Source organism: Nonomuraea cypriaca (genome assembly GCF_015645445.1).
In the GTDB taxonomy this organism is placed as follows: Bacteria; Actinomycetota; Actinomycetes; order Streptosporangiales; family Streptosporangiaceae; genus Nonomuraea; species Nonomuraea cypriaca.
This window is the reverse complement of record NZ_JADOGI010000165.1, coordinates 1-23,449: the sequence shown is the minus strand read 5'-3', so window position 1 is coordinate 23,449 and position 23,449 is coordinate 1. Positions and strand designations below refer to the sequence as shown.

Below are 23,449 nucleotides of genomic sequence, written 5' to 3'. Positions count from 1 at the left end.
GCACGCCCCCGCGATCCCCCAAAAGCGTCGAAGAGGCTTTCTTTCCGGTGGAAGGGGCGCCTGCGGCGCCCCTTCCAACCAAGAGGGCCCGTCCTTGTGGACGGGCCCTTTTGGTTTACTGGGGGGTTACCGGCGTATTGACTTTGCTGGTTGAGAAGTACTGCTAATGAGCAGGTTATTGTCCTGAGTTGGTTACCTTCTTAATGTTTTAGATAGTAACTAGCTGAAGGGACTTCGGATATGCGTTTCGAGGATGTCTGGATTGCTGGGACGGGGGGCACGGTCGGGGACCTGGTGCCGGTCGAGAGGGCCGTCGAGGAGGGCTCGTACGCGGCGGAGGTGGCCGAGAGCACGGGTGTGGTCTCGGTCTCACAGTCGGCCGCCGCGCCTCCCGAGATGGCCGTGACCGCCGGTCGGCAGGCGATCAAGGAGGCCGCAGAGTGCGGCGTCGAGATCGGCCAGGACACCTACTACCTGCACAGCCACAGCCACTTCCAGGGCCTGGACATGTGGCCGGCGGCCTGCTGGATCGGCAGGGAACTGATCGGCACCCGGCTCCAGAGCATGCCCGTGGCCGTCGGGGCGGCCTCGAACGGCTCCCTCGCCAGCCTGGAGATCGCCGCGAACGCGCTGGCCGCCCGGCCCGAGCTGCCCAACGCGCTCATCACGATCGCCGACCGGTTCGCCCCGCCCACCGACCGCTGGTACCTCTCCCCTGGCATGGTCTTCGGCGACGGCGGCGCCGCGGCGGTGGTCAGCAGGGGCGGAGGCAGGCTCCGTCTTGTGTCCCTGGTGTCCGAGACCGACACCTCGCTCGAAGGGCTGTCACGCGGCGACCAGCCGTTCGGCACGGTCCCCCAGATCCAGCCGGACATGCGCAAACGCACCAGGGAGTTCCTGGCCGGCGGCGAGGTGTCACTGCGCGAGGTCCGCGCCAGGTCCGCAGCCGGCGTGCGCGGCGTCGTCACCCGGGCGCTGGACGAGGCCGGGGTCGCGATGTCCGGCATCGACTGGTACGCCGCCCCCTTCGTCGGGCGGGCACTCTACCGCGACAGCTTCGTCCGCCCCCTGGCGGAGATCCCCCAGAACACCCTCGCGGGCCTCGGGCTGACGATCGGTCACCTGGGCCCCGCCGACCAGCTCTACGGGCTGAGCTACCTGCTGAAGGAAGGGCTGCTCCAGCCGGGCTCCCGGGTCCTCCTGCTCGGCACCGGGATGGGATTCACGTTCTCCGCGGCGGTGCTCGCGGCCGACGGCGTCTGACCTGCTCACGACTTTTCACACGGAAGGAACAGCACATGCGCACTCTCCGGGCCGTCAACCCCCGTATCCAGGTGGTGGAGCCGCTCCCGTCTCCCGCGAGGCTGCGGGCGGAGATCCCGCTGTCGCGCGGCGCCCAGGACCTCGTCCTCGGCGCCCGCCGGGACATCGTCCAGTCGCTCAAGGGCAACGACGACCGCCTCGTCGTGGTCGTCGGCCCCTGCTCCATCCACGACCCCGCGGCCGCGCTGACCTACGCCGAGCGGCTGTCCGAGCTCGCCAGAGAGGTGTCGGGCGAGCTGCTGATCGTGATGCGCGTCTACGTGGAGAAACCACGCACCCGGCTCGGCTGGAAGGGCCTCGTCAGCGACCCCGGGCTCGACGGCACGCACGACCTCGCCGGCGGGCTGCGGCTTGCGCGGGGCCTGATGGCGGAGATCGCCGGCCGTGGGCTGCCGATCGCCTGCGAGTTCCTGGACCCGGTCGTCCCTGCGTACCTGTCCGACCTGGTCTCCTGGGCAGCCATCGGCGCCCGTACCGTCGAGAGCCAGATCCACCGGCAGCTGACCAGCGGACTGGACATGCCCGTCGGGTTGAAGAACGGGACCGCCGGCGATGTGGAGCACGCGATCGACGCCATCGTGGCCGCCGCCGGCGGGCACGTGTTCCCGGCCGTCGACGACGACGGCATCGCCGCGATCGTGGCCACCACGGGGAACCCCGACGGCCACATCGTCCTGCGCGGCGGCGCGAAGGGACCGAACCACGGCCCGGCCGACGTGGCCAGGGCCCTCGACCAGCTCGGCTCGGCGGGGCTGCGGCGCAGCCTGTTCATCGATGCCAGCCACGGCAACAGCGGCAAGGACCACGAGCGGCAGCCGGTCGTCGTCGGCGAGATCGCCGGACGGCTCGCGCAGGGCGAGCGCGGCATCGCCGGCGTGATGATCGAGAGCTTCCTCGCCGCCGGCCGCCAGGACCTGGTCCTGGGCCGCACCGACGACCTCACCTTCGGCCAGAGCGTCACCGACGCCTGCGTCGGCTGGGGCCGGACCATCCAGATGATCGAGGACCTCGCGCAGGCCGTCACCGCCAGGCGGCGACTCGCCGAGGTCCCGCTGCTCGCGGGCTGACTCCCACCGACTCAAGGAGAGACTTCCATGGACATGACCGCCCTGCCCCTCGCCCACCCCGTAGGCGGCGACCGCTCCTGGCCCGTGCACCGGCACCCGGTCGCCATGCCCGACGGGGCCGCGCGGCAGCCTGACCGGTACGCCGTGGCGGCGCTCGCCGCCCTGATCCACCGCTACACCGCTGAGAGCGACTTGACCATCGGCTGCGCGACCGGCGTGATCCGGGTACGCGTGACGGCCGACAGCCCCGCCTGGGACCTGATGGCGTCCGTCGCCGCCGCCGTGCCCGAGCCGTACACCGGGCAGTCCTGCCACGCGTCCGTCGCCGCCGCCCCGGACGCGCTGCTCGCCCCGCTGACCCTGCTGGCCCGCGAGCACGGCTTGGAGCTGGTGATGTCACGGGCCGAGTTCGACGAGGAGGCGTGCGCCCAGTACGCCACCCACCTCACCCGGGTCATCGCCACGATCACGGCCGACCCGATGACCGCGGTGCGCGACATCGCGCTGCTCGACGCCGAGGAGACCGGGCGCGTCTTAGCCGACTGGAACCAGACGGACGAGCCCGTGCCGCCCGCCTTCTTCCACGAGGTCATCGCCGGCATCGCCGCGAGCACCCCCGACCGGATCGCGGTGGCGTGGCCGGGCGGCCGGCTCACCTTCCGCGAGCTCGACGAGCGCGCCAACCAGCTCGCCCGCCGCATGTCGCGGATGGGGGTGCGGCCGCGGTCGGCGGTCGGCGTCTGCTTCCCGCGCGGCCCCGAGAGCCTGATCGCCCAGCTCGCCTGCTTCAAGCTGGCCGCCGCGGCCATCCTGCTCGACCCCGACTTCCCCGCCGACCGCATCCGTTACATGATCGACGACGCGGCCGCCGTGGTGACGCTGACGATGCGCGCCCATGAGGACAAGGTGTCCGGCGGCTGCCCGGTGCTCACCCTCGACGGCAGCGACTGGCGCGCCGAGCCCGCCGACCCGGTCAGCGAGCCGGTGCGGGCCGACGACCTCATCCACATCTGCTACACCTCGGGTTCGACGGGCGCGCCCAAGGCCGTCATGGTCCGCCACGGCGCGTGCCGCAACCTCGTCTACAGCATGCGCACGCTCTGCGGCATGACGAGCGAGTCCCGGGGGACGTGGCTGGCCGCGCCCGGCTACGGCATGGTCGAGGTCGAGTGCTTCTCGGTACTGTCCGCCGGGGCGCCCGTGCACATCCCCGAGCCGTCGGTCGTGACCTCACCCGAGTGGCTGCGCGACTGGTTCGTCGCCAACGGGATCACCCACACGCTGCTGATGAAGGCCATGGCGGAACGGCTGTGGACGCTGGAGTGGCCGGCGGGGACCGCGCTGTCCAACATCAGGATCTGCGGTGAGCGCGTCCAGTCCTGGCCCTCCGCCGACCTGCCGTTCCACGTGCTCAACCTGTACGGCTCCGCCGAGGCGACCGTGGTGGCGATGTGCGACCTGACCGAGCTCGGCCAGAGCCTCGGCCCGGAGGAGCGCGCCCGCAGGACGCCGCCGATCGGCCGGCCCACCCCCAACGTCAAGACGTACGTGCTCGGCGACGACATGAAGCCGGTGCCGCCCGGTGTGATCGGCGAGCTGTGCGTGACGGGCGACAGCCTGTCGGCCGGGTACCTGAACCGGCCGGAGGCCACCGCGGAGAAGTGGATCCCCAACCCGATCGACCGGGAACGTCACCCGCTGCTCTACCGATCGGGCGACCTGGCCCGCTACTGGGCCGACGGCAGCATCGAGATCGTCGGCAGGACCGATGGCCAGGTCAAGGTGCGGGGCAACCGGGTGCACCTCGGCGAGATCGAGGTGGTCCTGGCCGACTTTCCCGGCGTCCGCCAGGCCGCCGTGCTGGCCAAGAAGGACGCCCAGGGGGAGACGCGGCTGGTGGCGTACGTGGAGCCGGAGTCGGGCGCCGAGCCCGCCGTCAGGCAGATCCGCCGCGAGCTGGGCCGCCGGCTGCCCGCCTTCATGGTGCCGGCGGCGTACGTGGTCGGGACGTTCCCGACCACGACCAACGGCAAGATCGATCGCGGCGCGTTGCCTGAGCCGCCCAAGTCCAGGCCGGACGTCGACACCCCCTACCAGGAGCCCCGCACCCCGGTCGAGCGGACGCTGAGCGGGATCTGGGCGGAGCTGCTCGACCTGGAGGGCATCGGGGTCCTCGACAACTTCTTCGAGCTGGGCGGGGACTCCATCGGCGCGGCCAGGCTGGCCACCAGGATCTGCGCCGCGTTCGAGGTCGAGATGGAGCTCGACGAGCTGTTCGACCACGCCAGCATCGAGCAGATGGCCGCCGCCATCGACGCGATGCGGGTCTGAGGAGCGGAGATGGCGGACATCATCGTCGCGGGCGGCGGCATCGGAGGCCTGGCCGCCGCCCTGGCCATCGCGCGCAGCGGACACCGGGTGACCGTGCTTGAGCGGACGGACCGGTTCGCCGAGCTGGGCGCGGGCATCCAGCTCGCCCCGAACGCCTTCCACGCGCTCGACCGGCTGGGCGTCGGAGACCGGGTCCGCGCCAGGGCCGTGCACATCGACGAGCTGCGCTTCATGGACGGCACGAGCGGGGAACAGGTGGCCGCGATGCCGCTGACCCGCGCGTACCGGTCCAGGTTCGGCAACCCGTACGTGGTGGTGGCCCGCGGCGACCTGTACCAGCCGCTGCTGGACGCCTGCCGCGCCGCCCCCGGCGTCGAGCTGCTCGGCGGCCGGGCGGTCACCAGGTACCGGCAGGACCAGGGACGGGTGAGCGCGTTCACGCTGGCGGGGGAGCGGTTCACCGGAGCGGCGCTCATCGGCGCCGACGGCATCCGGTCCGCCGTGCGCGCGCAGCTCCTCGCGGACGGTCGGCCCCGGATCTCCGGGCACACCATCTACCGCTCGGTCATCCCCATGGAGCGGGTGCCCGAGGACCTGCGCTGGAACACCGTGACACTCTGGGCCGGGCCGAAATGGCACTTCGTGCACTATCCGATCGGTGGCGGCACGCAGCTCAACCTGGCCGCGACCAGGGACGACGACGCCCGGGAAGAGGTGGTCGGCAGGCCGGTCGGCAAGTCCCACGTGCTCGGCCGGTTCCCGAGCCTGAGTGAGACCGCGCGCCGGCTGCTCGACCTGGGCGAGCAGTGGCGGAGCTGGGTGCTGTGCGACCGCGACCCGGTCCGCCGGTGGACCGACGGGCGCGTGGCGCTGCTCGGCGACGCGGCTCATCCGATGCTGCAGTACGCGGCCCAGGGCGCCTGCATGGCCCTGGAGGACGCCGTGGTGCTCGGCGGGATGCTCGACTGCTCCGCCGACGACATCCCGCAGCGGCTGGAGAAGTACAACGCCGGGCGTCGCGAGCGTACGGCCAGGACCCAGCTCGTGGCCCGCGAGATGGGCACGCGCCTCTACCACCCTGCGGGCGAGGCGGCCCGCGCCAGGAACGCCATGCTGGCCGCGCTCACCGCGGACGAGCTCTACGACAAGGTGGCCTGGCTGCACGGCGCCTCGATCGGCTGACCCACCCCGAGAAGCAACGCTAATCGCCGGTCCATTGCGACCTTGCTGTTACCGGCATAAGACTTTAGATAGTAACCCGAGAGGGGAGATGGCTTCGATGAACAGGCACTACTTCGAGACGCGGGTACCACTGTCCGACGACCCCACCGTGGTCGCGGCCCGGCTCGCGAGCGACGGCCCGTACTCCGACTACGTCGTGTACGAGAGCGGCGGCACCTGGTTCTACGCGAGCGGCTGCCGCGCCGAGCTGACGCTGGACCGCGACGGGGCACGGCTGCGCCAGGAGGACGCCGGCGAGGTGTTCATGCCCTGGGACGGACGCCCGCTGTGGCAGGTGACGAAACTGCTCGACACCGTGACCGTGCCGGCCTGGCGGGCCTACGGCTGGGCCGCGTTCGAGCTGTCCTACGCCAAGGACGGCCTCGACCACGTCGGTGACGGCCGGCTGCTCCACCTGACGGTGCCGGCCGCCGAGGTGCGCATCGCCCACGGGCGCGCCCACCTGCGGGCGGTCGACCAGGAGACGCTGACCGCGTTGCTCGACGTGGTCGCCGGGGCGGCCCCCGCGCCGGTCGCGCAGCCGAAGCCGCTGGACGTCCGCGGCACGGGCGAGGTGGCGTACCGGTCGATCGTCGAGAACGCGGTCGGCGAGATCAACGCGGGCGAACTGCACAAGGTCATCCTGTCCCGTGTCGTCCAGGTCGACGAGGAGGTCGACCTGGTCGGCACGTACGTGGCCGGCCGCAAGGGCAACAACCCCGCCCGCTCGTTCCTGCTCAACCTGGGCGGCATCGAGGCGTGCGGGTTCAGCCCCGAGATCGTGGTCAAGGTGTCCGCCGACGGCACGGTGGTCAGCCAGCCGCTGGCCGGCACCCGCGCCCTCACCAACGACCTGATCATGAACGAGCGGCTCAGGGCGGACCTGCTGGGCTCGGCCAAGGAGGTGTACGAGCACGCGATCTCCGTCAAGGTCGGCACGGACGAGCTGGTGGACGTGTGCGTGCCGGGCTCCGTCGAGGTCCCCGAGTTCATGGCGATCCGCGAGCGCGGCAGCGTCCAGCACCTGGCCTCCCGCGTCGCGGGCCGGCTGGCTCCCGGCTACGGCGCCTGGGACGCGTTCGGCGCGGTCTTCCCCGCGGTCACCGCCTCCGGGGTGCCTAAGGACGCGGCGTACACCGCGATCCGGCGGCACGAGAGCGAGCCTCGCGGGCTCTACAGCGGGGCGGTGCTCACCGTGGACCACAACGGCGAGATGGACGCGGCGCTCGTGCTGCGCAGCGCCTATCGCGTCGCGGGCCGGACCTGGCTGCGCGCCGGCGCCGGCATCGTCGGTCAGTCCACGCCCGACCGCGAGTACGAGGAGACCTGCGAGAAGCTCGAGAGCGTGGCGCGCTACCTGGTCCCCGCCAGGAGCGCGCGATGAGATTCGACGACGTCTTCCTCGCCGGGATCGGCACGTACCTGCCGCCCACCGTGAGCACGGAGCACGCGGTCGAGAAGTCCTGGTACGACCCGGCCGACCGGGACGCCTCCGGCATGGCCGCCGTGATGGTCGCGGGCGAGCTGCCCGCACCCGAGATGGCCGCCAGGGCCGCCAGGGTCGCGCTCGCCCGCGCCGGGCACGCCGCGGACGACTTCGGCGCGCTGCTCCACAGCGACAGCTTCCACCAGGGCCCGGACGGCTGGTCCGCACCGCACTACGTGCTGCGGGCGACCCTGGAGCAGCCGATCACCGCGATCGAGATCCGGCAGGGCTGCCTCGGCATGATCGCCGGGCTGGAGATGGCGGCCCACCGGCTGATCGCCGACCGTGGAAAGGACGCCGTGCTGCTCACCGCCGCGGACAACTTCTCCACGCCGCTGGTGGACCGGTGGCGGGCCTCGCGGATGTTCCTGCTCGCCGACGGCGCCGCCGCCACGGTCGTGTCCAGGCGCGGCGGCTTCGCCCGGGTGCTGGCCGCCGGCTCGGTCTCCGACCCCTCCATGGAAGAGCTGCACCGCGGCGGCGAGGAGCTCTTCCCGCCGGGCGTCACCGTCGGCCGCGGGCTGAACTTCGAGGAGCGCAGCGACCACTGGCGGCGGCTGTGGGCCCAGGGCATCGCGCCCCCGATGGGCAACTTCGGTGACTGCGTCGCCGAGGTGGCGGAGCGGACGCTGGCCGAGGCGGGAACGTCGATGGAGAAGATCGTCAAGGTCTGCCACACCGGTTTCGCCCGCGGCGCGCTCGGCGCCATGTTCCTCGACCCGCTCGGCATCGACCTGGACCGGAGCATGTGGGAGTTCACCCGCACGGTCGGCCACGCCGGCGCCGGCGACCTGTTCATCCAGCTCGAGCACCTGTGGACCGGCGGCGCCCTGGCGGCGGGCGAGCAGGTGTTGCTCGTCGGCAGCGCCCCCGGCATGGAGGCTGGCTGCGCCGTCATCGAGATCACCACACCGTACGCGCCGGATGAGGAGGAGTGATGTTGCAGGGGTGCACACCGTGGCCCGAGGAGACCGCGGCCCGGTACCGACGTGACGGCCTGTGGCGCGGGGAGGCCCTGGGCGACCTGCTGAGAGACTGGGCCCGCCGGTACGGATCCGCCACCGCCCTGGTCCACGGGGAGCGCCGGATCTCCTACCGCGACCTCGACGCGCGCGTCGACCGGATGGCCGCCGGTTTCCTGCGGCATGGCGTCAGACCCGGCGAGCGGGTCGTCTTACAGCTGCCCAACGTCCCCGAGTTCGTCATCGTGGCCTTCGCGTTGTTCCGGATGGGGGCCGAGCCGGTGTTCTCGCTGGCCTCGCACCGGGCCAGCGAGATCAGGCATCTGTGCGAGTTGTCCGGCGCGGCGGCGTACGTCGTGCCTGGCACGCACCGGGGGTTCGACCATGTGGCGCTCGCCCTGCGCATGCTGGACGAGGTGCCGACGTTGCGCCGGGCCTTCGCGCTGGACGCCCCCGGTGACGCGGCGGTGACCCCGCTCGCCGAGGTGGACGCGGAACCGGCCGGGCTGCCTCCGGTGGACCCGTCGGATGTCGCGTTCTTCCTGCTCTCCGGCGGCACCACCGCGCTGCCCAAGCTGATCCCGAGGACCCACGACGACTACGCCTACCAGGTCAGGACGGTGGCCGAGCTCTGCGGGCTCACCTCGGCCGACGTCTACCTGGCCGCGTTACCCGTGGAGTTCAACTTCACGTGGGGCTGCCCGGGCGTCGTCGGCACACTCGCCTCGGGCGGGCGGGTCGTACTCGCCGATGACCCGGCCCCGGACGACTGCTTCGCCGCGATCGAGCGGGAACGGGTCACGATCACCTCGGTCGTCCCCACCGTCGCCCAGCTGTGGCTGGAGGCGATGGAGTGGGAGCCCGCCGGCCTGTCCAGCCTGCGGATGATCCAGATCGGCGGCGCCCGGCTCCAGCCGGAGCTGGCCGCGCGGATCGAGCCAGGACTCGGCTGCCGCCTGCAGCAGGTCTTCGGGATGGCCGAGGGGCTGCTGTCCATGAGCCGTGCTGACGACGATCCCGCGTCGGTGCTGGAGACGCAGGGGCGGCCGATCTCGCCGGCAGACGAGGTGCGCATCGTGGACGAGCACGGCCACGACGTGCCTCCCGGGGTGGCGGGTGAGCTGTTCACCCGGGGTCCGTACACGCTGCGTGGCTACTACCGGGCACAGGAGCACAATCGGCGGGCCTTCACCTCCGACGGCTTCTACCGCACCGGCGACGTGGCGCGGCTGACCCCAGAGGGCCGCCTGGTCATCGAGGGGCGGTTGAAGGACGTCATCATCCGCGGCGGCGACAAGATCTCGGCCGGCGAGGTGGAAGGACACCTGCTCACCCACCCGCGGATCGCCAGGGCGGCCGTGGTCCCGGTGCCCGACGACTTCCTCGGGGAGCGGATCTACGCCTTCCTCGTCGCCCCGGGCGAGCAGCCGGGGCTGCCCGAGCTGAAGCGGACGCTGCACGAGCGCGGGCTGGCCGAGTTCAAGCTGCCCGACCGCGTGGAGTTCGTCGAGGCGTTCCCCCTGACGCCGCTCGGCAAGGTCGACAAGAAGGTCCTGGCCGCCGCGGCCGGAGACCGTACCGCGCCCAGGGACTGGGCCAAGGAAGGGTGACCGATCATGGAAAGCACGCTGCGCGAGAACGTCGCCGGCCTCATCGGCGCGGCGCCCGAGGAGATCCCCGGCGACGCCAACCTCGTCTACCTCGGTGTCGGCTCGCTGGAGATGATGCGGCTCGTCACGAAGCTGCGCAGGCAGGGCATCATGCTGGACTTCGGTGAGCTGGCCGCGGAGCCGACCCTCGACGCGTGGGAGAGACACCTGAGAGAGGCCGTCCGATGAGCACGCTGCTGATCAAGGGAGGCTGCCTCTACCCGGCCGACCCGGCGGCGAGCGTCATCCCCGACGGCTCGGTGCTGGTCGAGGACGGCCGGATCGTGGCCGCAGGCCCCACCGCCGAGGTCGTGTCCCCGCCGGGGACCGCCCGGGTGATCGACGCCCGCGGCAAGATGATCCTGCCGGGCTTCGTCAACGCCCACTGGCACGAGATGTTCGCGATGCGGCTGGCGTTCAAGGGCGCGCTGCGCCCGCCCGCCGATCGCGACGACCGGCCCGCGTTCATGGCGCTGGGCGGCGACATCGGGCAGATCTCCGCTGTCTTCGACTCCTTCCACGACAAGATCGACCAGCTGCCGCCCGACGAGGCCGCGGCCATCGCCCGCTACTCGATGTGGACCCAGCTCCGCACCGGCGTGACCACACTGGGCGACGTCGGCTCGGTCAACCGCCCGGAGGCCCTGGCCGCCGCCGCCCGCGACCTCGGGATGCGGTGCGTCATCAGCACCTGGGCGAGCGACGCCGTCTGCGTGCCGGGAGAGGGCCGCTTCCGCAGGACCCGCGACGCCGACACGGTGCTGCGGCGCATGGAGGAGGTGCTGCGCGGGGTCGCCGCGGACGGCGGCGGGCTGCTGCGGGCCCGGCCGACCGCCGTGTACGGCACCAACATGACCGACGAGCTCGGAGCCGGCTTCGCCGACCTGATCGCCAGGTACGACGTGCCGTTCGCGGCCCACGTCGGTGCCCTGCGCAACGAGCCCGAGGCGATGCGGGCCTGTTACGGCGCCACACCGGTTCGCCGGTTCGCCGATCTCGGCCTGCTGTCCGGCCGGTTCATGGCGGTCCACTGCGCCTTCGCCGACGAGACGGAGCGCAAGCTGCTCGTCGAGGCCGGCGCCCACATCAGCCACTCGCCCGCCAAGTACGGCGCCGCCGGCGAGTCCACCCTCACCGAGACCCGCGTCATCCCCGAGCTGCGCCGGGCCGGACTGGACGTGTCGCTGTCCACCGACGGCGCGGCGATGCCCGTGGGCGGGATGGCCGAGGCGATGAAGAGCGCCTGGCAGGTCTACAACGAGATGTACGCCGACCCGACCGAGCTGCCACCGACCCAGGCGCTGGCGATGGCCACCCGCGTGGCCGCCCGCGGCCTGGACTGGGACGACGAGATCGGCAGCGTCGAGGTGGGCAAGGCGGCCGACCTGGTGCTCATCCCCGCCGACGACTGGCGCTACCTGCTCAACCCGCGCCCACTGGAGAGCTTCCTCGCCCTCGGCGGCTCGATGGACGTGGACACCGTCATCGTGGCGGGCCGGGTCCTGGTCGAGGGCGGCCGGGCCACCGAAGTGGACGAGGCGCGGCTGGAGTCCGGCTATCTGGAGGCCCTCGCCTCCTACTCGGTGCGCTGCCTCGGCATCGACCCAGATCTGGCGACCGCAGTCACAAGGAAGGAGGCTGACCGATGAGAAACAAGACAGGCCTGGTCACGGGGGCCGCGGGGGGCATCGGCGAGGCCGTGGTCCGTGCCCTCGTCGCCGAGGGCGTGGCCGTGGCCGCGCTGGACGCCAACGCGCAGGCTCTCGCCGTGGTCGTCAAGGGGCTCGTGGAAGAGGGACACGTCGTCCGCGGCTATCCCGTGGACGTGTCGTCCAGCGTCGCCGTCGACGCGGTGGTCGAGGCGGCCGAGCACGAGCTGGGTCCCATCAGCTACCTGGTGAACGCCGCGGGCGTGCTGCGCACCGGTGCCGCGATCGCGCTCACCGACGACGACTGGAACCAGACGTTCGCCGTCAACGCCACCGGCGTGTTCCACGTCAGCCGGGCGGTGGCCCGCCGCATGATCCCCCGCAGGACGGGAGCCATCGTCACGGTGGCCTCCAACGCCGCGACCACCCCGCGCTGGAACATGGCCGCCTACGCGGCCTCGAAGGCGGCGGCGGCCGGGTTCACCAGGTGCCTGGGCCTGGAGGTCGCCAAGTTCGGCATCAGGTGCAACGTGGTCGCGCCCGGCTCAACCAACACCCCGATGCTGACCTCGCTGTGGAGCGAGGGCGGCGGCGACGCGCTGCGGGCCTCCCTCGACGGAGCGCCCGAGCAGTTCCGGCTCGGCATCCCGCTGGGCCGGCTGGCAGAGCCCGAGGACGTCGCCGACGCCGTGCTGTTCCTGCTCTCGCCGCGGGCCGCGCACATCACCCTGCACGACCTGACCGTCGACGGCGGCGCCGCCCTCGGCCGCTGACAACGTACCTGAGAAAGGAGAGATCATGGCGATCCCCGTCATAGAGACCTACAGCATGCCGGTCGAGGCCGAGCTGCCGCAGAACATCGCCCCGTGGACCATCGACCCGGACCGGGCGGTGCTGCTCGTCCACGACATGCAGAACTACTTCCTCCAGCCGTTCCGTCACGAGCAGGCCCCGCTCACCGACCTGGTACGGAACGTCGCCACCTTGCGGGCCGACTTCGCCCGCCGCGGCGCGCCCGTGGTCTACACGGCCCAGCCCGGTGGCATGAGCGACGAACAGCGCGGCCTGCTGAAGGACTTCTGGGGGGCCGGAATGTCCAAGGACCCGGAGCATCGGATGATCGTCGGCGAGCTGGCGCCCGCGGACTCGGACGTCGTGCTCACCAAATGGCGGCCCAGCGCGTTCTGCAGGACCGGTCTGCTGGAGCTGATGCGCGCAGGCGGACGCGACCAGCTGGTGATCTGCGGAGTGTACGCCCACGTCGGAATCCTGATGACCGCGCACGAGGGCTTCTCGCATGACATCCAGACCTTCCTGGTGGCCGACGCGGTGGCGGACTTCTCGTGGGAGCATCACAAGCTCGCCCTGGTGTACGCCGCCACAAGGTGCTCGGTGACCGTGTCCACCCGGTCCGCGCTGGCCATGATGGACGGAGGAGAGCGGTGACCGGGCGCGCGGGGGCGCACGCGCTGGACAGGGTGCTAGGCCCCGACGCGCCCCCGTTCGCCCTGCTGCACCGGCCGGGCGCCGGCCGTCTCGACCGGGTCGACCTGCTGGTCGGCGACATGGCCGAGGTCGGCACCGTGGCCGACATCCCCCTGTCGTCGTCCGGCGGCGGGCGGCACGAGGTGCTGGCGATCCTGCCGTACCGGCAGATCAGGGAGCGCGGGTTCGCCTGCCCCGACGACGGCGCGCCGCTGCTCGCGATGACCGTGACGGCACAGGCCGAGCTCGGCCTGGACGAGGTCATGGACCGCCTCCCCGACGGGCCGATCGAGCTGGGCGAGGGGGAGTTCGACGCCGATGACGAGCAGTACGCGGCCACGGTCCGCCGGGTCCTCTCCGAGGAGATCGGCCAGGGCACGGGCGCCAACTTCGTCATCAAGCGGACGTTCTTCGCCGAGATCGCGAACTGGTCGGCCCGCACGGCGCTGGCCTTCTTCCGCCGGCTGCTCGGCCGTGACCCAGGCTGCCACTGGACGTTCCTGATCCACACCGGCACGCGCACCTTCGTCGGCGCCTCGCCTGAGCGGCACATCAGCCTTGACCGGGGCACCGTCGTGATGAACCCGATCAGCGGCACCTACCGCTACGGCGCGGCGGGTCCCGAGCTGTGCGGGCTGCTGTCGTTCCTGTCCGACGGCAAGGAGGCGAACGAGCTCTACATGGTGCTCGACGAGGAGCTGAAGATGATGGGCCGGGTGTGCGAGCGGGGCGGGCGCGTGCTGGGCCCGTACCTCAAGCAGATGGCGCGCCTGGCGCACACGGAATACCTCATCGAAGGGCGCAGCACGCTCGACGTCAGGGAGATCCTGCGCGAGACCATGTTCGCGCCCACGGTCACCGGCGGCCCGCTGGAGAGCGCCTGCCGGGTGATCAGCCGCTTCGAGCCGGAGGGGAGGGGGTACTACGCGGGCGTGGTGGCGCTGCTCGGCCGCGACGAGGCGGGGGAGCGCGCCATGGACTCCGCGATCCTCATCCGCACCGCCGACATCGACGCGGCGGGCCGGATGCGGATCGCCGTCGGGGCGACACTGGTGCGGGACTCCGCCACGGAGTCGGAAGCGGCCGAGACCCGGGTGAAGGCGGCCGGCCTGATCGACGCCCTGCGCGGCGTCCAGGCGACCTCCGGGTCCCCCGATCCCGGCTGCGAGCCGCCGCCCGATCTCAACACCCATCCCGAGGTACGGCGCATCCTCGCGGAACGCAACGCCCCGCTCGGCGCGTTCTGGTTCGAGGACCCGGAACGCAGGACGTGCCGGATGCCGGAACTGGCGGGCAGGACCGTGCTCGTGATAGACGCCGAGGACACCTTCACCGCGATGGCCAGGCACATGCTGGAGGCCCTGGGCTGCGACGTCACCGTACGACGCTACGACGACGACTACCCCCTCGACGGATACGACGTCGTCATCGTGGGTCCTGGACCTGGAGACCCTGGAGACCACCGGCACCCGAAGATCGCCCGCATCCGCGAGGTGACGCGGCGGTTGCTGCGGCTCGGCGTGCCGTTCCTGTCCGTGTGCCTGGGCCATCAGATCCTCAGCACGCTGCTCGGCCTGGACATAGTCCGCACCCCGTCACTCAACCAGGGGGTGCAGCGGAAGATCGGCTTCATGGGCCGAACGGAGCTCGTGGGCTTCTACAACACCTTCGCGGCCCGTAGCCCGGCCGACCGGTTCCCGTGCCGGGCCCGCGAGGGCATGGTCGAGGTGTCGAGGGAGGTGGACACCGGTGAGGTCCACGCGCTGCGCGGCCCCGGCTTCGCCTCGGTGCAGTTCCACCCCGTGTCGGTGCTGACGCACAACGGAGTGCGCATCCTCGGCGAGGTGCTCGGCGACCTGCTGAGTGAACGCCGGCGCCCGTGCCCGGTCACTCGCCCGTGCCCGGGCGAGTGACCGGCCGGCGGCCCCGCGGCGGTGGAGCGCGGGGCCGCCGCCGTACGTCGCGCACTCTTTGTGCGTGACGAGGCTACGCGCGCCGCGGAACGCCGGAAATGGAATTCCGATCAGCGGTTGTTCGCGAACCGATAAATAGTCGTGATGGCTCGATGAATAAGCATCCTTAATGACGTACCCCGTTGTTCCGGGCGTATCGGCGGCATAGCTTGAGCACACGTCAGCCTTAGTCGGATTGAGCGAAGGAGGTAACGTGAAGTTCGGCACTTATCCCGCCTACATTTGCGGCCGGGACGTTACCGGCGACCACGCGCGACTCGTTCACACAATCACCGCCCGAGCCATTGTCGAGGACACCTTTCCCAGCCTGAGACTCAAACAGGACCTCGATCGGGGAGTCGTCTCTCCCGCCGCGGCGGGAGAGCGCCTCGTGGGAGCGTGCGTCGTCGCCGATGAGGCCATGGCCGCCATGGCACTCGAATCGGCCGCGCGCGCCGCCCCCGCATGGCGCCGCGTCCCGCTCGCCGACCGGATCGAGATCGGGCGGCGCATCGCCGCGCGGCTCCTTGAGCACCTCGACCCCATCGTCGAGATCCTCGTCGCCGAGGGCACGCCGCGCTCGGCGGCCGAAGGCATGATCGGCGGTCTCCCGTACACGAGTTGGAGCAGGGAGACGCTCGAATGGTGCGCCGGGCAGTTCGAGTTCCGCCGGCAGGACGGCACGCGGGAGATGATCCTGCGCCGTGTCCCCGACGGGGTGGTCTGCATCAACCCGCCCCAGAACGCCGCGACCGTCAACGCGCTGAACGGCCTCACCGCCCTCCTCGCCGGCAATTCCGTCGTGGTACGCGCCCCGCGCGGCGTCGCGCTCAGCTGCATGTACGCGATGCGTGAGGTCGTGGCCCCGGTGCTCGAGGAGGCGGGGGCGCCGCCCGGCACGTTCAACGCCCTCTGCGGGCCGCCCATGCTGGACGCCTGGCTGGCCAGCGAGCACGTCGACGACGTCATCTACTTCGGCGGCAGCAAGAAGGGCCTGGAGTTCGAGGGCGCGTGCATCGCGGCGGGCAAGAAGCCGATCCTTGAGCTGGCCGGCAACGACTGCTGCGTGGTGTGGCGCGACGCGGATCTGGACGCCGCGGTGGAGAGCGTCACCCAGTTCTTCCTCAACTCCGGCCAGATCTGCAACGTTCCCAACCAGGTGGTCGCCCATCCGGCCGTCGCGGACGAGCTCATCGAGCGGCTGATCGTGGCCACCAAGGAGATCCAGCCCGGATTTCCCGACGAGCCCGGCGTGGTGCTCACCCCGGTCCTCGGGGTCGACTGGTTCTTCGGCTGCCTGGGCGAGGCGCTGGCCAAGGGCGCGACGCTCGTTCACGGAGGCCGCCGCCTCGAAGTGGACGGATCACCGTCGGACACCGGGTTCTTCGTCGAGCCCAGCATCGTCCGCGTCGACGGGCTCCACGGCGCCAGGTCGCTGTCGGTGGTCCGCGACGAGACGTTCTTCCCGCTGCTGCCGATCATCGTGCCCGACGCGGGCACGGGCGACGACGTCCTGATGGAGGAGGTGCTCGGCTTCGTCAACAGCAACGCGTACGGCCTGCGCAACTCCTTCTGGTCGACCGGTCCCGCGACGATCCAGCGGTTCCTGGACGGCGCCGTCCACGGCGGCAACCTGAAGATCAACGACTCGCACAGCGGCTTCCTGCCCTTCCTGCCCAACCAGGGCGGCAACGGACTCACCGGCGGCGCCTTCGGCGAGGCGAGCCACCCCATGCTGCGCACCACACGCCTGCAGGCCGTCAGCGTCATCCGCCAGGCGGACGAGGAGTACCGACCATGACCACGCGCGTTCTGAAGGCCACGGTCGCGATGCCCGCCGCCGACCTGATCGAGCGGCTCGGCGACGAACTGGCGTTCCCCGCGTACGCCGCCGACCTCGTCTCGGTCTCCGACGTCGGCGACGGGCTTCGAGAGTGGGTGCTCGCCTTCCGCGGCGGCACGGCGACATGGGTGCAGCGCAGCCGGAGGGCGGAGCCGTACCGCATCGAATTCGAGCAGGTCGGCGGGGACTTCCAGCACCTCAAGGGAGCCTGGACGGCCACCGGCCGCGAGGCCGGGTACGAGGTGAGCTACGGCACGAGCGTCCCCCACCTCGCGGGCGCCATCGACTCGGCCGCCGGGCGCGTGCTGATCCGCACCGCACACCAGATCATGTCCGCCGTCGCGGGCCCGGCGCGCGTCACGGCAGGCGGCCACCTCCTGCGGGACCTGCCGGCGACACCCTCGCCCGCCTGAAAGGGCGGCGCGCCCCGCCGACATCGGCAACCGAGCACAAGGAAGAAGGAGGAATCATGAAGCAGATCTGCATCATCGGAGCCGGCTCGGCAGGGCTCGCCGCCTGCCAGGTTCTGCACGAGCGCGGCATCGCCTTCGACTGTTACGAGGCCGGCTCGCAGGTCGGCGGCAACTGGCGCTATCTCAACGACAACGGCCGCTCCTCGGCCTACCGGTCGCTGCACATCAACACCTCCCGGCGCCTGACGGAATATCGCTGTTACCCCATGCCGGAGGACTATCCCGCTTATCCCGACCACCAGCAGATGGCACAGTACTTCGACGACTTCGTCGACCACTTCGGCTTCCGCGACTCGATCGTCTTCCGTACCGAGGTCACCCACGTGGGGCCGGCCGAAGGCGGGGGCTGGAACGTGACCGCGCGCGACCGCGACACCGGCCTCGAGACCATCCGCCACTACCAGTCGGTGCTGGTGGCCAACGGCCACCACACGGACCCCCGCTTCCCCGAACCCGCCTTCCCCGGCGCGGACACCTTCACGGGTGCCCAGACCCACTCGCACCACTACCGGGTCCCCGAGGAGTACGCGGGCAAGCGGGTGCTCGTGCTCGGCTTCGGCAACTCGGCGTCGGACATCGCGGTGGAAACCTCCGCGGTCTCGGAGCGGACGTTCCTGGCCATGCGCCGCGGGGGCTACGTCTTTCCCAAGTTCATGTTCGGCAAGCCCAGCGACGACCTCATCAGCCCCTTCCTGACCACGGTGCTGCCGCGCGAGATGCAGCGGTGGGTCATGGCGGGCCTGCTGCGCCTGACGATCGGCAAGGTCACCGACTTCGGCCTGCCGGAGCCGGGCCACAAGCTGTTCAACTCCCACCCGACCGTCTCCGAGACACTGCTGCCCAAGCTCGGTCACGGCGACATCACCGTCAAGCCCAACATCACCCGTTTCGACGGCGACACCGTACATTTCATCGACGGCAGCAGCGAGGTCGTCGACGCGGTCATCTACTGCACCGGCTACCGGATCAGCTTCCCGTTCCTGGACGAGTCCGTGATCGCCCCCACCGACAACGACGTCTCCCTGTTCCGCCGGGTCGTCGACCCCGTGCGCCCCGGCCTGTACTTCATCGGCCTCTTCCAGCCCCTGGGCGCGACCACGGTGCTGTCCGAGGCTCAGTCGCACTGGGTGGCCGACCTCCTGTCGGGCAAGGCCGCGCTGCCCTCGGTGGAGAAGATGCGACGCGAGATCGCCCAGTACAAGGAACGGCTCGCCAAGCGGTATGTGACCTCCAAGCGCCACACCGTCCAGGTGGACCACTACCCCTACCTGGCCGAGCTGAGCCGCGAGCGGCGGCACGGCGCGCGGCGCGCGGCCAAGGCGGCCCCGCCGGAGGCCGCGCCGGCGGGCGGCTACCAGCCGGAAGAGGAGTCGATCTGGATCGACGCCGACCCCGGCCTGGTGTGGGACCTCATCAGCGACGTGACGCGGATGGGGGAGTGGAGCCCCGAATGCCGCCGCTGTGTCTGGCGCGGTGACAAGCGCGGGGTCGGGGCCCGGTTCACCGGGATCAACCGCCGCGGCTGGGTCGTGTGGGTCACGGGCAACGAGGTCGAGCAGGCCGAGCGCGGCAGATCCTTCGCGTTCCGCACCACCACCAACGGCGTGCGCTGGGGCTACCGGCTGACGCCCGACAGCGGGGGCACGCTGCTCACCGAGCTGTGGGACGTCTCAGGACAGAGCACAGGGCAGTACAAGCGCACCGCCTCCTTCGCCAAGATGTTGCTCGGCGGTTTCGAGAGCCACACCGCCGAACTGCGCGAGGGCATGCGCAAGACCTTGGAGCGCATCAAGGCCGCCGCCGAACAGCAGGCCTACACTGGCATGCGGCATCCTTCGGCCGAAGCGGAAGATCTGGTGACCCGATGACGGACGACGCCCTGCGCTGTGCCACGGCCGAGGAGTTCGCCGCCTGGATGGAGGCGCATCACAGCGCCGCGGGGGAGGTCTGGCTCGCCCTGCCGAAGAAGGGCACGGGCGTGGCCTCCGTCACCAGGTCCGAGGCCCTCGACGTGGCCCTGTGTTACGGCTGGATCGACGGGAAGGCCTTCTCCGGCGGCGTGCCTGACGGCTGGTGGGCCCAGCGCTTCTCACCGCGCAGGGCCCGCAGCCCGTGGTCGAAGATCAACTGCGCCAGGGTCGAGGAGCTCATCGCCACCGGCCGGATGCGTCCGGCCGGCCTCGAACAGGTCGAGCAGGCCAAGGCCGACGGCCGCTGGGCCGCCGCCTACGCGCCGCCGAGCACGGCTGAGGTCCCGCCCGAGCTACAGGCGGCGCTCGACGCCTCACCGGCCGCGGCGACCGCCTTCGCCGCGCTCAGCAAGAGCAGCCGCTACCAGATCCTGCTCACCCTCCAGAAGGCGAAGAAGGCCGAGACGCGGGCACGCAGGATCGCCGGATACGTCGAACGCCTCGAAGCCGGCGAACCACCGCACGGCCCCGCCAGAAGCCGTACCACCAGCCCTGGCTGAAATGGCTCTTTCGACCGCGCCCGCACCGGCCGCCCCGCTTCGGCGCTATGGGCGGCCGTTGCCGTTGAGTGCTTCGCGGCGGTATTTGCGCCCGGTGGTCTCGTGTACGCCTAGCGCACGGGCGAGCGCGGCACCGGTCATCGCCGGATCCTGAGCGAGCAGGGCCGCCGCCTGGGCGCGCCGGTCGCTGGCCTCCCGAGTCTCGCCCGTCTGCGCGTCTTGGCCTGCCGGTGTGGCCGCCGGTTCTGGCTCGCCGATTTCCTGCGTCGGCTCGCCTTGGCCGCCCCGCGGCGTGGCGCGCACCACCGGTCCCGGCCACGGCACCCGCGGCGCCTGGTCCAAGGCGACACTCGCGGGTGCGGGCTCGGCGAGCGTTGGCTCCGGCTGTCCCGAGTCGTCCGCGCGGTCGGCGAGCGTTGGCTCCGGCTGTCCCGAGTCGTCCGCGCGGTCGGCAGGCGTTGGCTCCGGCTGTCCCGAGTCGTCCGTGCGATCCGCGAGCTCGCGACCCGAGCGGACCACCCACATGATCAGCTCATGGTCCCGGCGGGGTCGGTGACGATGCCGATGACGTCCAGCTCAGCGATCATGGTGCGTAGCGCAGGTGCGGTGAGCAGCACCCACGGTTGCCGCGGGCCGAGCACCCTGGCCAGCCTGAGCGGCGAGGTGAAGGCGACCGCCGTCCGCCTGCCCGTGGCCGTGCGGAACAACCGCAGGGTCAAGGAGCACGCGCCTGTCTTGACCGGGACGCACAAACGGGGCTCTGACATCTGCTTTCCTCCTGGAAAAGGCGTACATGACCGACGCTAGAGCCGTTCGGGGAGGGGATCGGCGATCGCTACGCAATCTGGACGCGCAGGCCCGAAATGCTGACGGGAAATTGACGAGGTGTCACGGGCCCCAAAACGGCGGGTCGCGTCGAGCACGTGCAGGGATGCGTGTGGCTTCGCCCACCGGCACGAGTCCGGCAGAACTTCGACGACCATTTCTAGAGAGCGCTCTCTTGACAGGGGAGTCACGTTGCCGGAAGGTTTCGGTAAATCCGCATCCGTGAATCCGGTGAGGTAAACCCGAATGGATCGCACCCCCCGTTCCAGAACGTTGCTCGCCATCGGTGCCGCTCTCGCCACCGTCATCGCGATGCTGGTCCCGACGACCGGCATCGCCAACGCCGCTCCCGCCCCCGGCCCCCTGGTCTGGTCCGACGAGTTCAACGGATCCGCCGGCAGCGCCGTCGACCAGTCGAAATGGCGCTTCGACATCGGCGGCAGCGGCTGGGGCAACAACGAGCAGCAGTACTACACCAACAGCACCCGCAACGCCGCCATGGACGGCGGCGGAAACCTGGTGATCACCGCGCGCAGGGAGAATCCGTCCAACTTCCAGTGTCACTACGGCACCTGCCAGTACACCTCCGCCCGCCTGCTCACCTCCGCCACCTTCACCCGAGCGTACGGGCGGTTCGAGGCGCGCATGAGACTGCCCCGCGGCCAGGGCATCTGGCCGGCCTTCTGGATGCTCGGCAACGACCTCGGGTCGGTCGGCTGGCCCAACAGCGGCGAGATCGACATCATGGAGAACATCGGCCGCGAACCCAGCACCGTTCACGGCACCATCCACGGCCCGGGTTACTCCGGCGGCGCGGCCATCGGCGCCCCCTACTCCATCGGCGGCGCGTTCGCCGACGGCTTCCACACCTTCACCGTCGACTGGTCGCCGAACCTGATCATCTGGTACGTCGACGGCAACGAATACCAGCGCCGCACACCGGCCAGCCTCAACGGCAACCAATGGGTCTTCGACCACCCGTTCTTCATGATCATGAACGTGGCGGTCGGCGGGCTCTGGCCCGGCTACCCTGACGCCTCCACCACCTTCCCGCAGACCCTGACCGTCGACTACGTCCGCGTCTATGCCCCGCCCACCGACGGCGGGACCGGCGGCGGCCGGATCACCGGCGCCGGCGGCAAGTGCGTCGACGTGGCCGGCGCCAACCCCGCCAACGGCACGGCCGTGCAACTCTGGGACTGCAACAGCACCGCCGCTCAGAACTGGACGTGGAACGGCGACGGATCCGTGCGCGCGCTCGGCAAGTGCATGGACGTCGCCTCCGGCGCCACGGCCAACGGCGCGAAGGTGCAGCTGTACGACTGCAACGGCAGCGGCGCCCAAAGGTGGACGTTCAACTCCGGCACCGGCCAGATCGTGAACCCTCAGGCCAACAAGTGCCTCGACGCGACCGCGGCGAGTTCCGCCAACGGCACCCGGCTGCAGATCTGGGACTGCACGGGCGGTGCCAACCAGCGGTGGACCCGCAGCTGACCCCCCGCACTTGACCAAGGGCTCCTCCCGTCAGGGGGGAGCCCTTCAGTGCTCAAGGAAAGCAGGAACGCGCTCTCCCGATCGCCTCGGTGTCATCCTCCAGAAGGCCGGCGGGGACGACGGCTTCATGCGAAGCCCGCCCGGAGTGCATGTCCCAGAGGATGCCGGCCAACGCGGCGGGGTCGGCGGCGGCCATGTCGGGCACGGGTTCGCCCTGAGCCCGGCGCCGCTGGTAATCCGCCTCGAAAGGGGTGCCCAGGATGCGGGCGCCGATGTGGAGCATGCCGACGTAGACCCCCTTGCCGGCGACCTCGGCCGCGAGCGACTGCAGGTAGTTCCGCTGTGCGGCGAGGACCGTGGGCCAGCCGCTCATGTGCGGCCGGCCGCGGACGGCGGCGGCTCCCTGGGCGCTGAGGATGGCGCCGTCGCCTCGCTCGACCATGGCGGGAAGGAACTCGCGGACCAGGGCCAGGAGCGTGTAGATCGTGATCGGCATGCGGTCGTGAAGCAGTTCCGCGGTGAGGTCGACGGCGGGAACGAACACCAGGTCCGTGGGTGCCGGGCCGTAGTAGAGGACCGTGGGGTTCCCGGCCTTCGCGCGGATCCGCTCGGCGAGCGCCGGGACGGCGCCGGTCTGCTCGAGGTCGGCGATGATCACATGGGCGGTGATGCCGTCGGCGGACAGATCCCGGGCGAACAGGTCCAAGGGTCCCTGGCGGCGTGCGACCAGGACGACGTCATACCCCTCCTTTCCGTATCGGCGGGCGATGGCCTGGCCGACACCTGGACCGGCTCCGAACACTGCGATGGATTTCGTCATGCCGTCCAGACAACCGCACCGAAGCCGAGACGATCCATGGGAGAACATCCAAAATACCTTTGCGACCGTCTACATTGAGTGGGTGGACGTGCTGACCGACCTGCTGCATCGAGCCCGCGCGCAGAACGCCCTGGTCAGACGGCTCATCCAGCGGCCACCGTGGGGGATGACGTACGCCGACGCGCCGCCGCTCACGGTCGCGGCCACGCTCGGCGGCCATGCCTCGATCAGAGTCGGGGACTCCACTCCCACGCGCCTCGCCGCGGGTGACATCGCCCTCATCACCGCCCCTGGCGGCTACACGATCGCGGACGACCCGGCGACCACACCTCAGTTCGTGATCAGGGACGGACGGAAGTACCTCCCCGCCGGCGCCCCGGCGGGGAGGTACTTCCGTCC

The 23,449-nt window shown here is 71.0% G+C and carries 21 protein-coding genes; 18 read left to right on the top strand and 3 right to left on the bottom strand.

Translation table 11 applies throughout. The features are described from left to right. The first annotated feature begins 240 nt into the window (after positions 1–240). The 16 genes from ITP53_RS38795 (at position 241) to ITP53_RS38720 (ending at position 19,911) form a co-directional block, all read left to right on the top strand. Positions 241–1,263, top strand: a complete 1,023-nt coding sequence (locus tag ITP53_RS38795) for a ketoacyl-ACP synthase III family protein (RefSeq protein WP_195900454.1) — start codon at positions 241–243, stop codon at positions 1,261–1,263. Positions 1,264–1,298: 35 nt separating this feature from the next. Beyond that, on the top strand, positions 1,299–2,390 hold the full coding sequence (locus tag ITP53_RS38790; protein WP_195900453.1) for a 3-deoxy-7-phosphoheptulonate synthase: 1,092 nt from the start codon (positions 1,299–1,301) through the stop codon (positions 2,388–2,390). 27 nt (positions 2,391–2,417) lie between these two features. Further along, complete coding sequence (locus ITP53_RS38785; protein WP_195900452.1) at positions 2,418–4,721, top strand: non-ribosomal peptide synthetase; 2,304 nt, start codon at positions 2,418–2,420, stop codon at positions 4,719–4,721. Between the two features lie 9 nt (positions 4,722–4,730). After that, complete coding sequence (locus ITP53_RS38780) at positions 4,731–5,903, top strand: 3-hydroxybenzoate 6-monooxygenase (protein ID WP_195900451.1); 1,173 nt, start codon at positions 4,731–4,733, stop codon at positions 5,901–5,903. Positions 5,904–6,000: 97 nt separating this feature from the next. After that, the gene (locus tag ITP53_RS38775; protein WP_236051619.1) at positions 6,001–7,326 is read left to right on the top strand and encodes a salicylate synthase; all 1,326 of its coding nucleotides are present in this window, start codon (positions 6,001–6,003) and stop codon (positions 7,324–7,326) included. Beyond that, positions 7,323–8,366 (top strand): ketoacyl-ACP synthase III family protein, encoded by a 1,044-nt coding sequence (locus ITP53_RS38770; RefSeq protein ID WP_195900449.1) that lies wholly within the window; start codon positions 7,323–7,325, stop codon positions 8,364–8,366. Before ITP53_RS38775 ends, ITP53_RS38770 begins: the two co-directional genes overlap by 4 nt. Then, positions 8,366–10,000, top strand: a complete 1,635-nt coding sequence (locus ITP53_RS38765) for a (2,3-dihydroxybenzoyl)adenylate synthase (protein WP_195900448.1) — start codon at positions 8,366–8,368, stop codon at positions 9,998–10,000. The genes ITP53_RS38770 and ITP53_RS38765 overlap by 1 nt, the downstream gene beginning before the upstream one ends. A gap of 6 nt (positions 10,001–10,006) precedes the next feature. After that, the gene (locus ITP53_RS38760) at positions 10,007–10,228 is read left to right on the top strand and encodes a phosphopantetheine-binding protein (protein ID WP_195900447.1); all 222 of its coding nucleotides are present in this window, start codon (positions 10,007–10,009) and stop codon (positions 10,226–10,228) included. Next, positions 10,225–11,688 carry an amidohydrolase family protein gene (locus ITP53_RS38755; protein ID WP_195900446.1) on the top strand — a complete coding sequence of 488 codons (1,464 nt, stop codon included), beginning with the start codon at positions 10,225–10,227 and terminating at the stop codon, positions 11,686–11,688. Before ITP53_RS38760 ends, ITP53_RS38755 begins: the two co-directional genes overlap by 4 nt. Then, on the top strand, positions 11,685–12,461 hold the full coding sequence (locus ITP53_RS38750) for a 2,3-dihydro-2,3-dihydroxybenzoate dehydrogenase (protein WP_195900445.1): 777 nt from the start codon (positions 11,685–11,687) through the stop codon (positions 12,459–12,461). The genes ITP53_RS38755 and ITP53_RS38750 overlap by 4 nt, the downstream gene beginning before the upstream one ends. A 25-nt stretch (positions 12,462–12,486) precedes the next feature. Continuing rightward, positions 12,487–13,134: an isochorismatase family protein gene (locus ITP53_RS38745; protein ID WP_195900444.1), complete on the top strand. Its 648-nt coding sequence runs from the start codon at positions 12,487–12,489 to the stop codon at positions 13,132–13,134. Next, positions 13,131–15,086, top strand: coding sequence for an anthranilate synthase family protein (locus tag ITP53_RS38740; protein ID WP_195900443.1), 1,956 nt, complete (start codon positions 13,131–13,133; stop codon positions 15,084–15,086). Before ITP53_RS38745 ends, ITP53_RS38740 begins: the two co-directional genes overlap by 4 nt. A 253-nt stretch (positions 15,087–15,339) precedes the next feature. Further along, on the top strand, positions 15,340–16,926 hold the full coding sequence (locus ITP53_RS38735) for an aldehyde dehydrogenase family protein (protein WP_328817162.1): 1,587 nt from the start codon (positions 15,340–15,342) through the stop codon (positions 16,924–16,926). Beyond that, a complete protein-coding gene (locus ITP53_RS38730) occupies positions 16,923–17,381 on the top strand; it encodes an SRPBCC family protein (protein WP_195900441.1) in 459 nt (152 codons plus the stop codon). The genes ITP53_RS38735 and ITP53_RS38730 overlap by 4 nt, the downstream gene beginning before the upstream one ends. A gap of 56 nt (positions 17,382–17,437) precedes the next feature. Continuing rightward, positions 17,438–19,309 (top strand): NAD(P)-binding domain-containing protein, encoded by a 1,872-nt coding sequence (locus ITP53_RS38725; protein ID WP_195900440.1) that lies wholly within the window; start codon positions 17,438–17,440, stop codon positions 19,307–19,309. Next, positions 19,306–19,911: a YdeI/OmpD-associated family protein gene (locus ITP53_RS38720; RefSeq protein ID WP_195900439.1), complete on the top strand. Its 606-nt coding sequence runs from the start codon at positions 19,306–19,308 to the stop codon at positions 19,909–19,911. Before ITP53_RS38725 ends, ITP53_RS38720 begins: the two co-directional genes overlap by 4 nt. Before the next feature lie 45 nt (positions 19,912–19,956). Here the strand turns inward: ITP53_RS38720 and ITP53_RS38715 are convergent, their stop codons facing one another. Together ITP53_RS38715 and ITP53_RS38710 are read right to left on the bottom strand one after the other, a co-directional pair. After that, positions 19,957–20,430: a hypothetical protein gene (locus tag ITP53_RS38715; protein WP_195900438.1), complete on the bottom strand. Its 474-nt coding sequence runs from the start codon at positions 20,428–20,430 to the stop codon at positions 19,957–19,959. Positions 20,431–20,438: 8 nt separating this feature from the next. Continuing rightward, positions 20,439–20,678, bottom strand: coding sequence for an SAV_915 family protein (locus ITP53_RS38710; protein ID WP_195900437.1), 240 nt, complete (start codon positions 20,676–20,678; stop codon positions 20,439–20,441). Between the two features lie 304 nt (positions 20,679–20,982). Here ITP53_RS38710 and ITP53_RS38705 point away from each other — a divergent pair, with 304 nt between their 5' ends. Then, positions 20,983–22,230: a glycoside hydrolase family 16 protein gene (locus tag ITP53_RS38705; RefSeq protein WP_195900436.1), complete on the top strand. Its 1,248-nt coding sequence runs from the start codon at positions 20,983–20,985 to the stop codon at positions 22,228–22,230. Positions 22,231–22,282: 52 nt separating this feature from the next. Here ITP53_RS38705 and ITP53_RS38700 read toward each other — a convergent pair whose 3' ends face one another. Then, the gene (locus ITP53_RS38700; RefSeq protein ID WP_195900435.1) at positions 22,283–23,050 is read right to left on the bottom strand and encodes an SDR family NAD(P)-dependent oxidoreductase; all 768 of its coding nucleotides are present in this window, start codon (positions 23,048–23,050) and stop codon (positions 22,283–22,285) included. Positions 23,051–23,132: 82 nt separating this feature from the next. Here ITP53_RS38700 and ITP53_RS38695 point away from each other — a divergent pair. Further along, positions 23,133–23,449 (top strand): cupin domain-containing protein (locus tag ITP53_RS38695; RefSeq protein ID WP_195900434.1); only part of this gene is annotated, 317 nt, incomplete at its 3' end.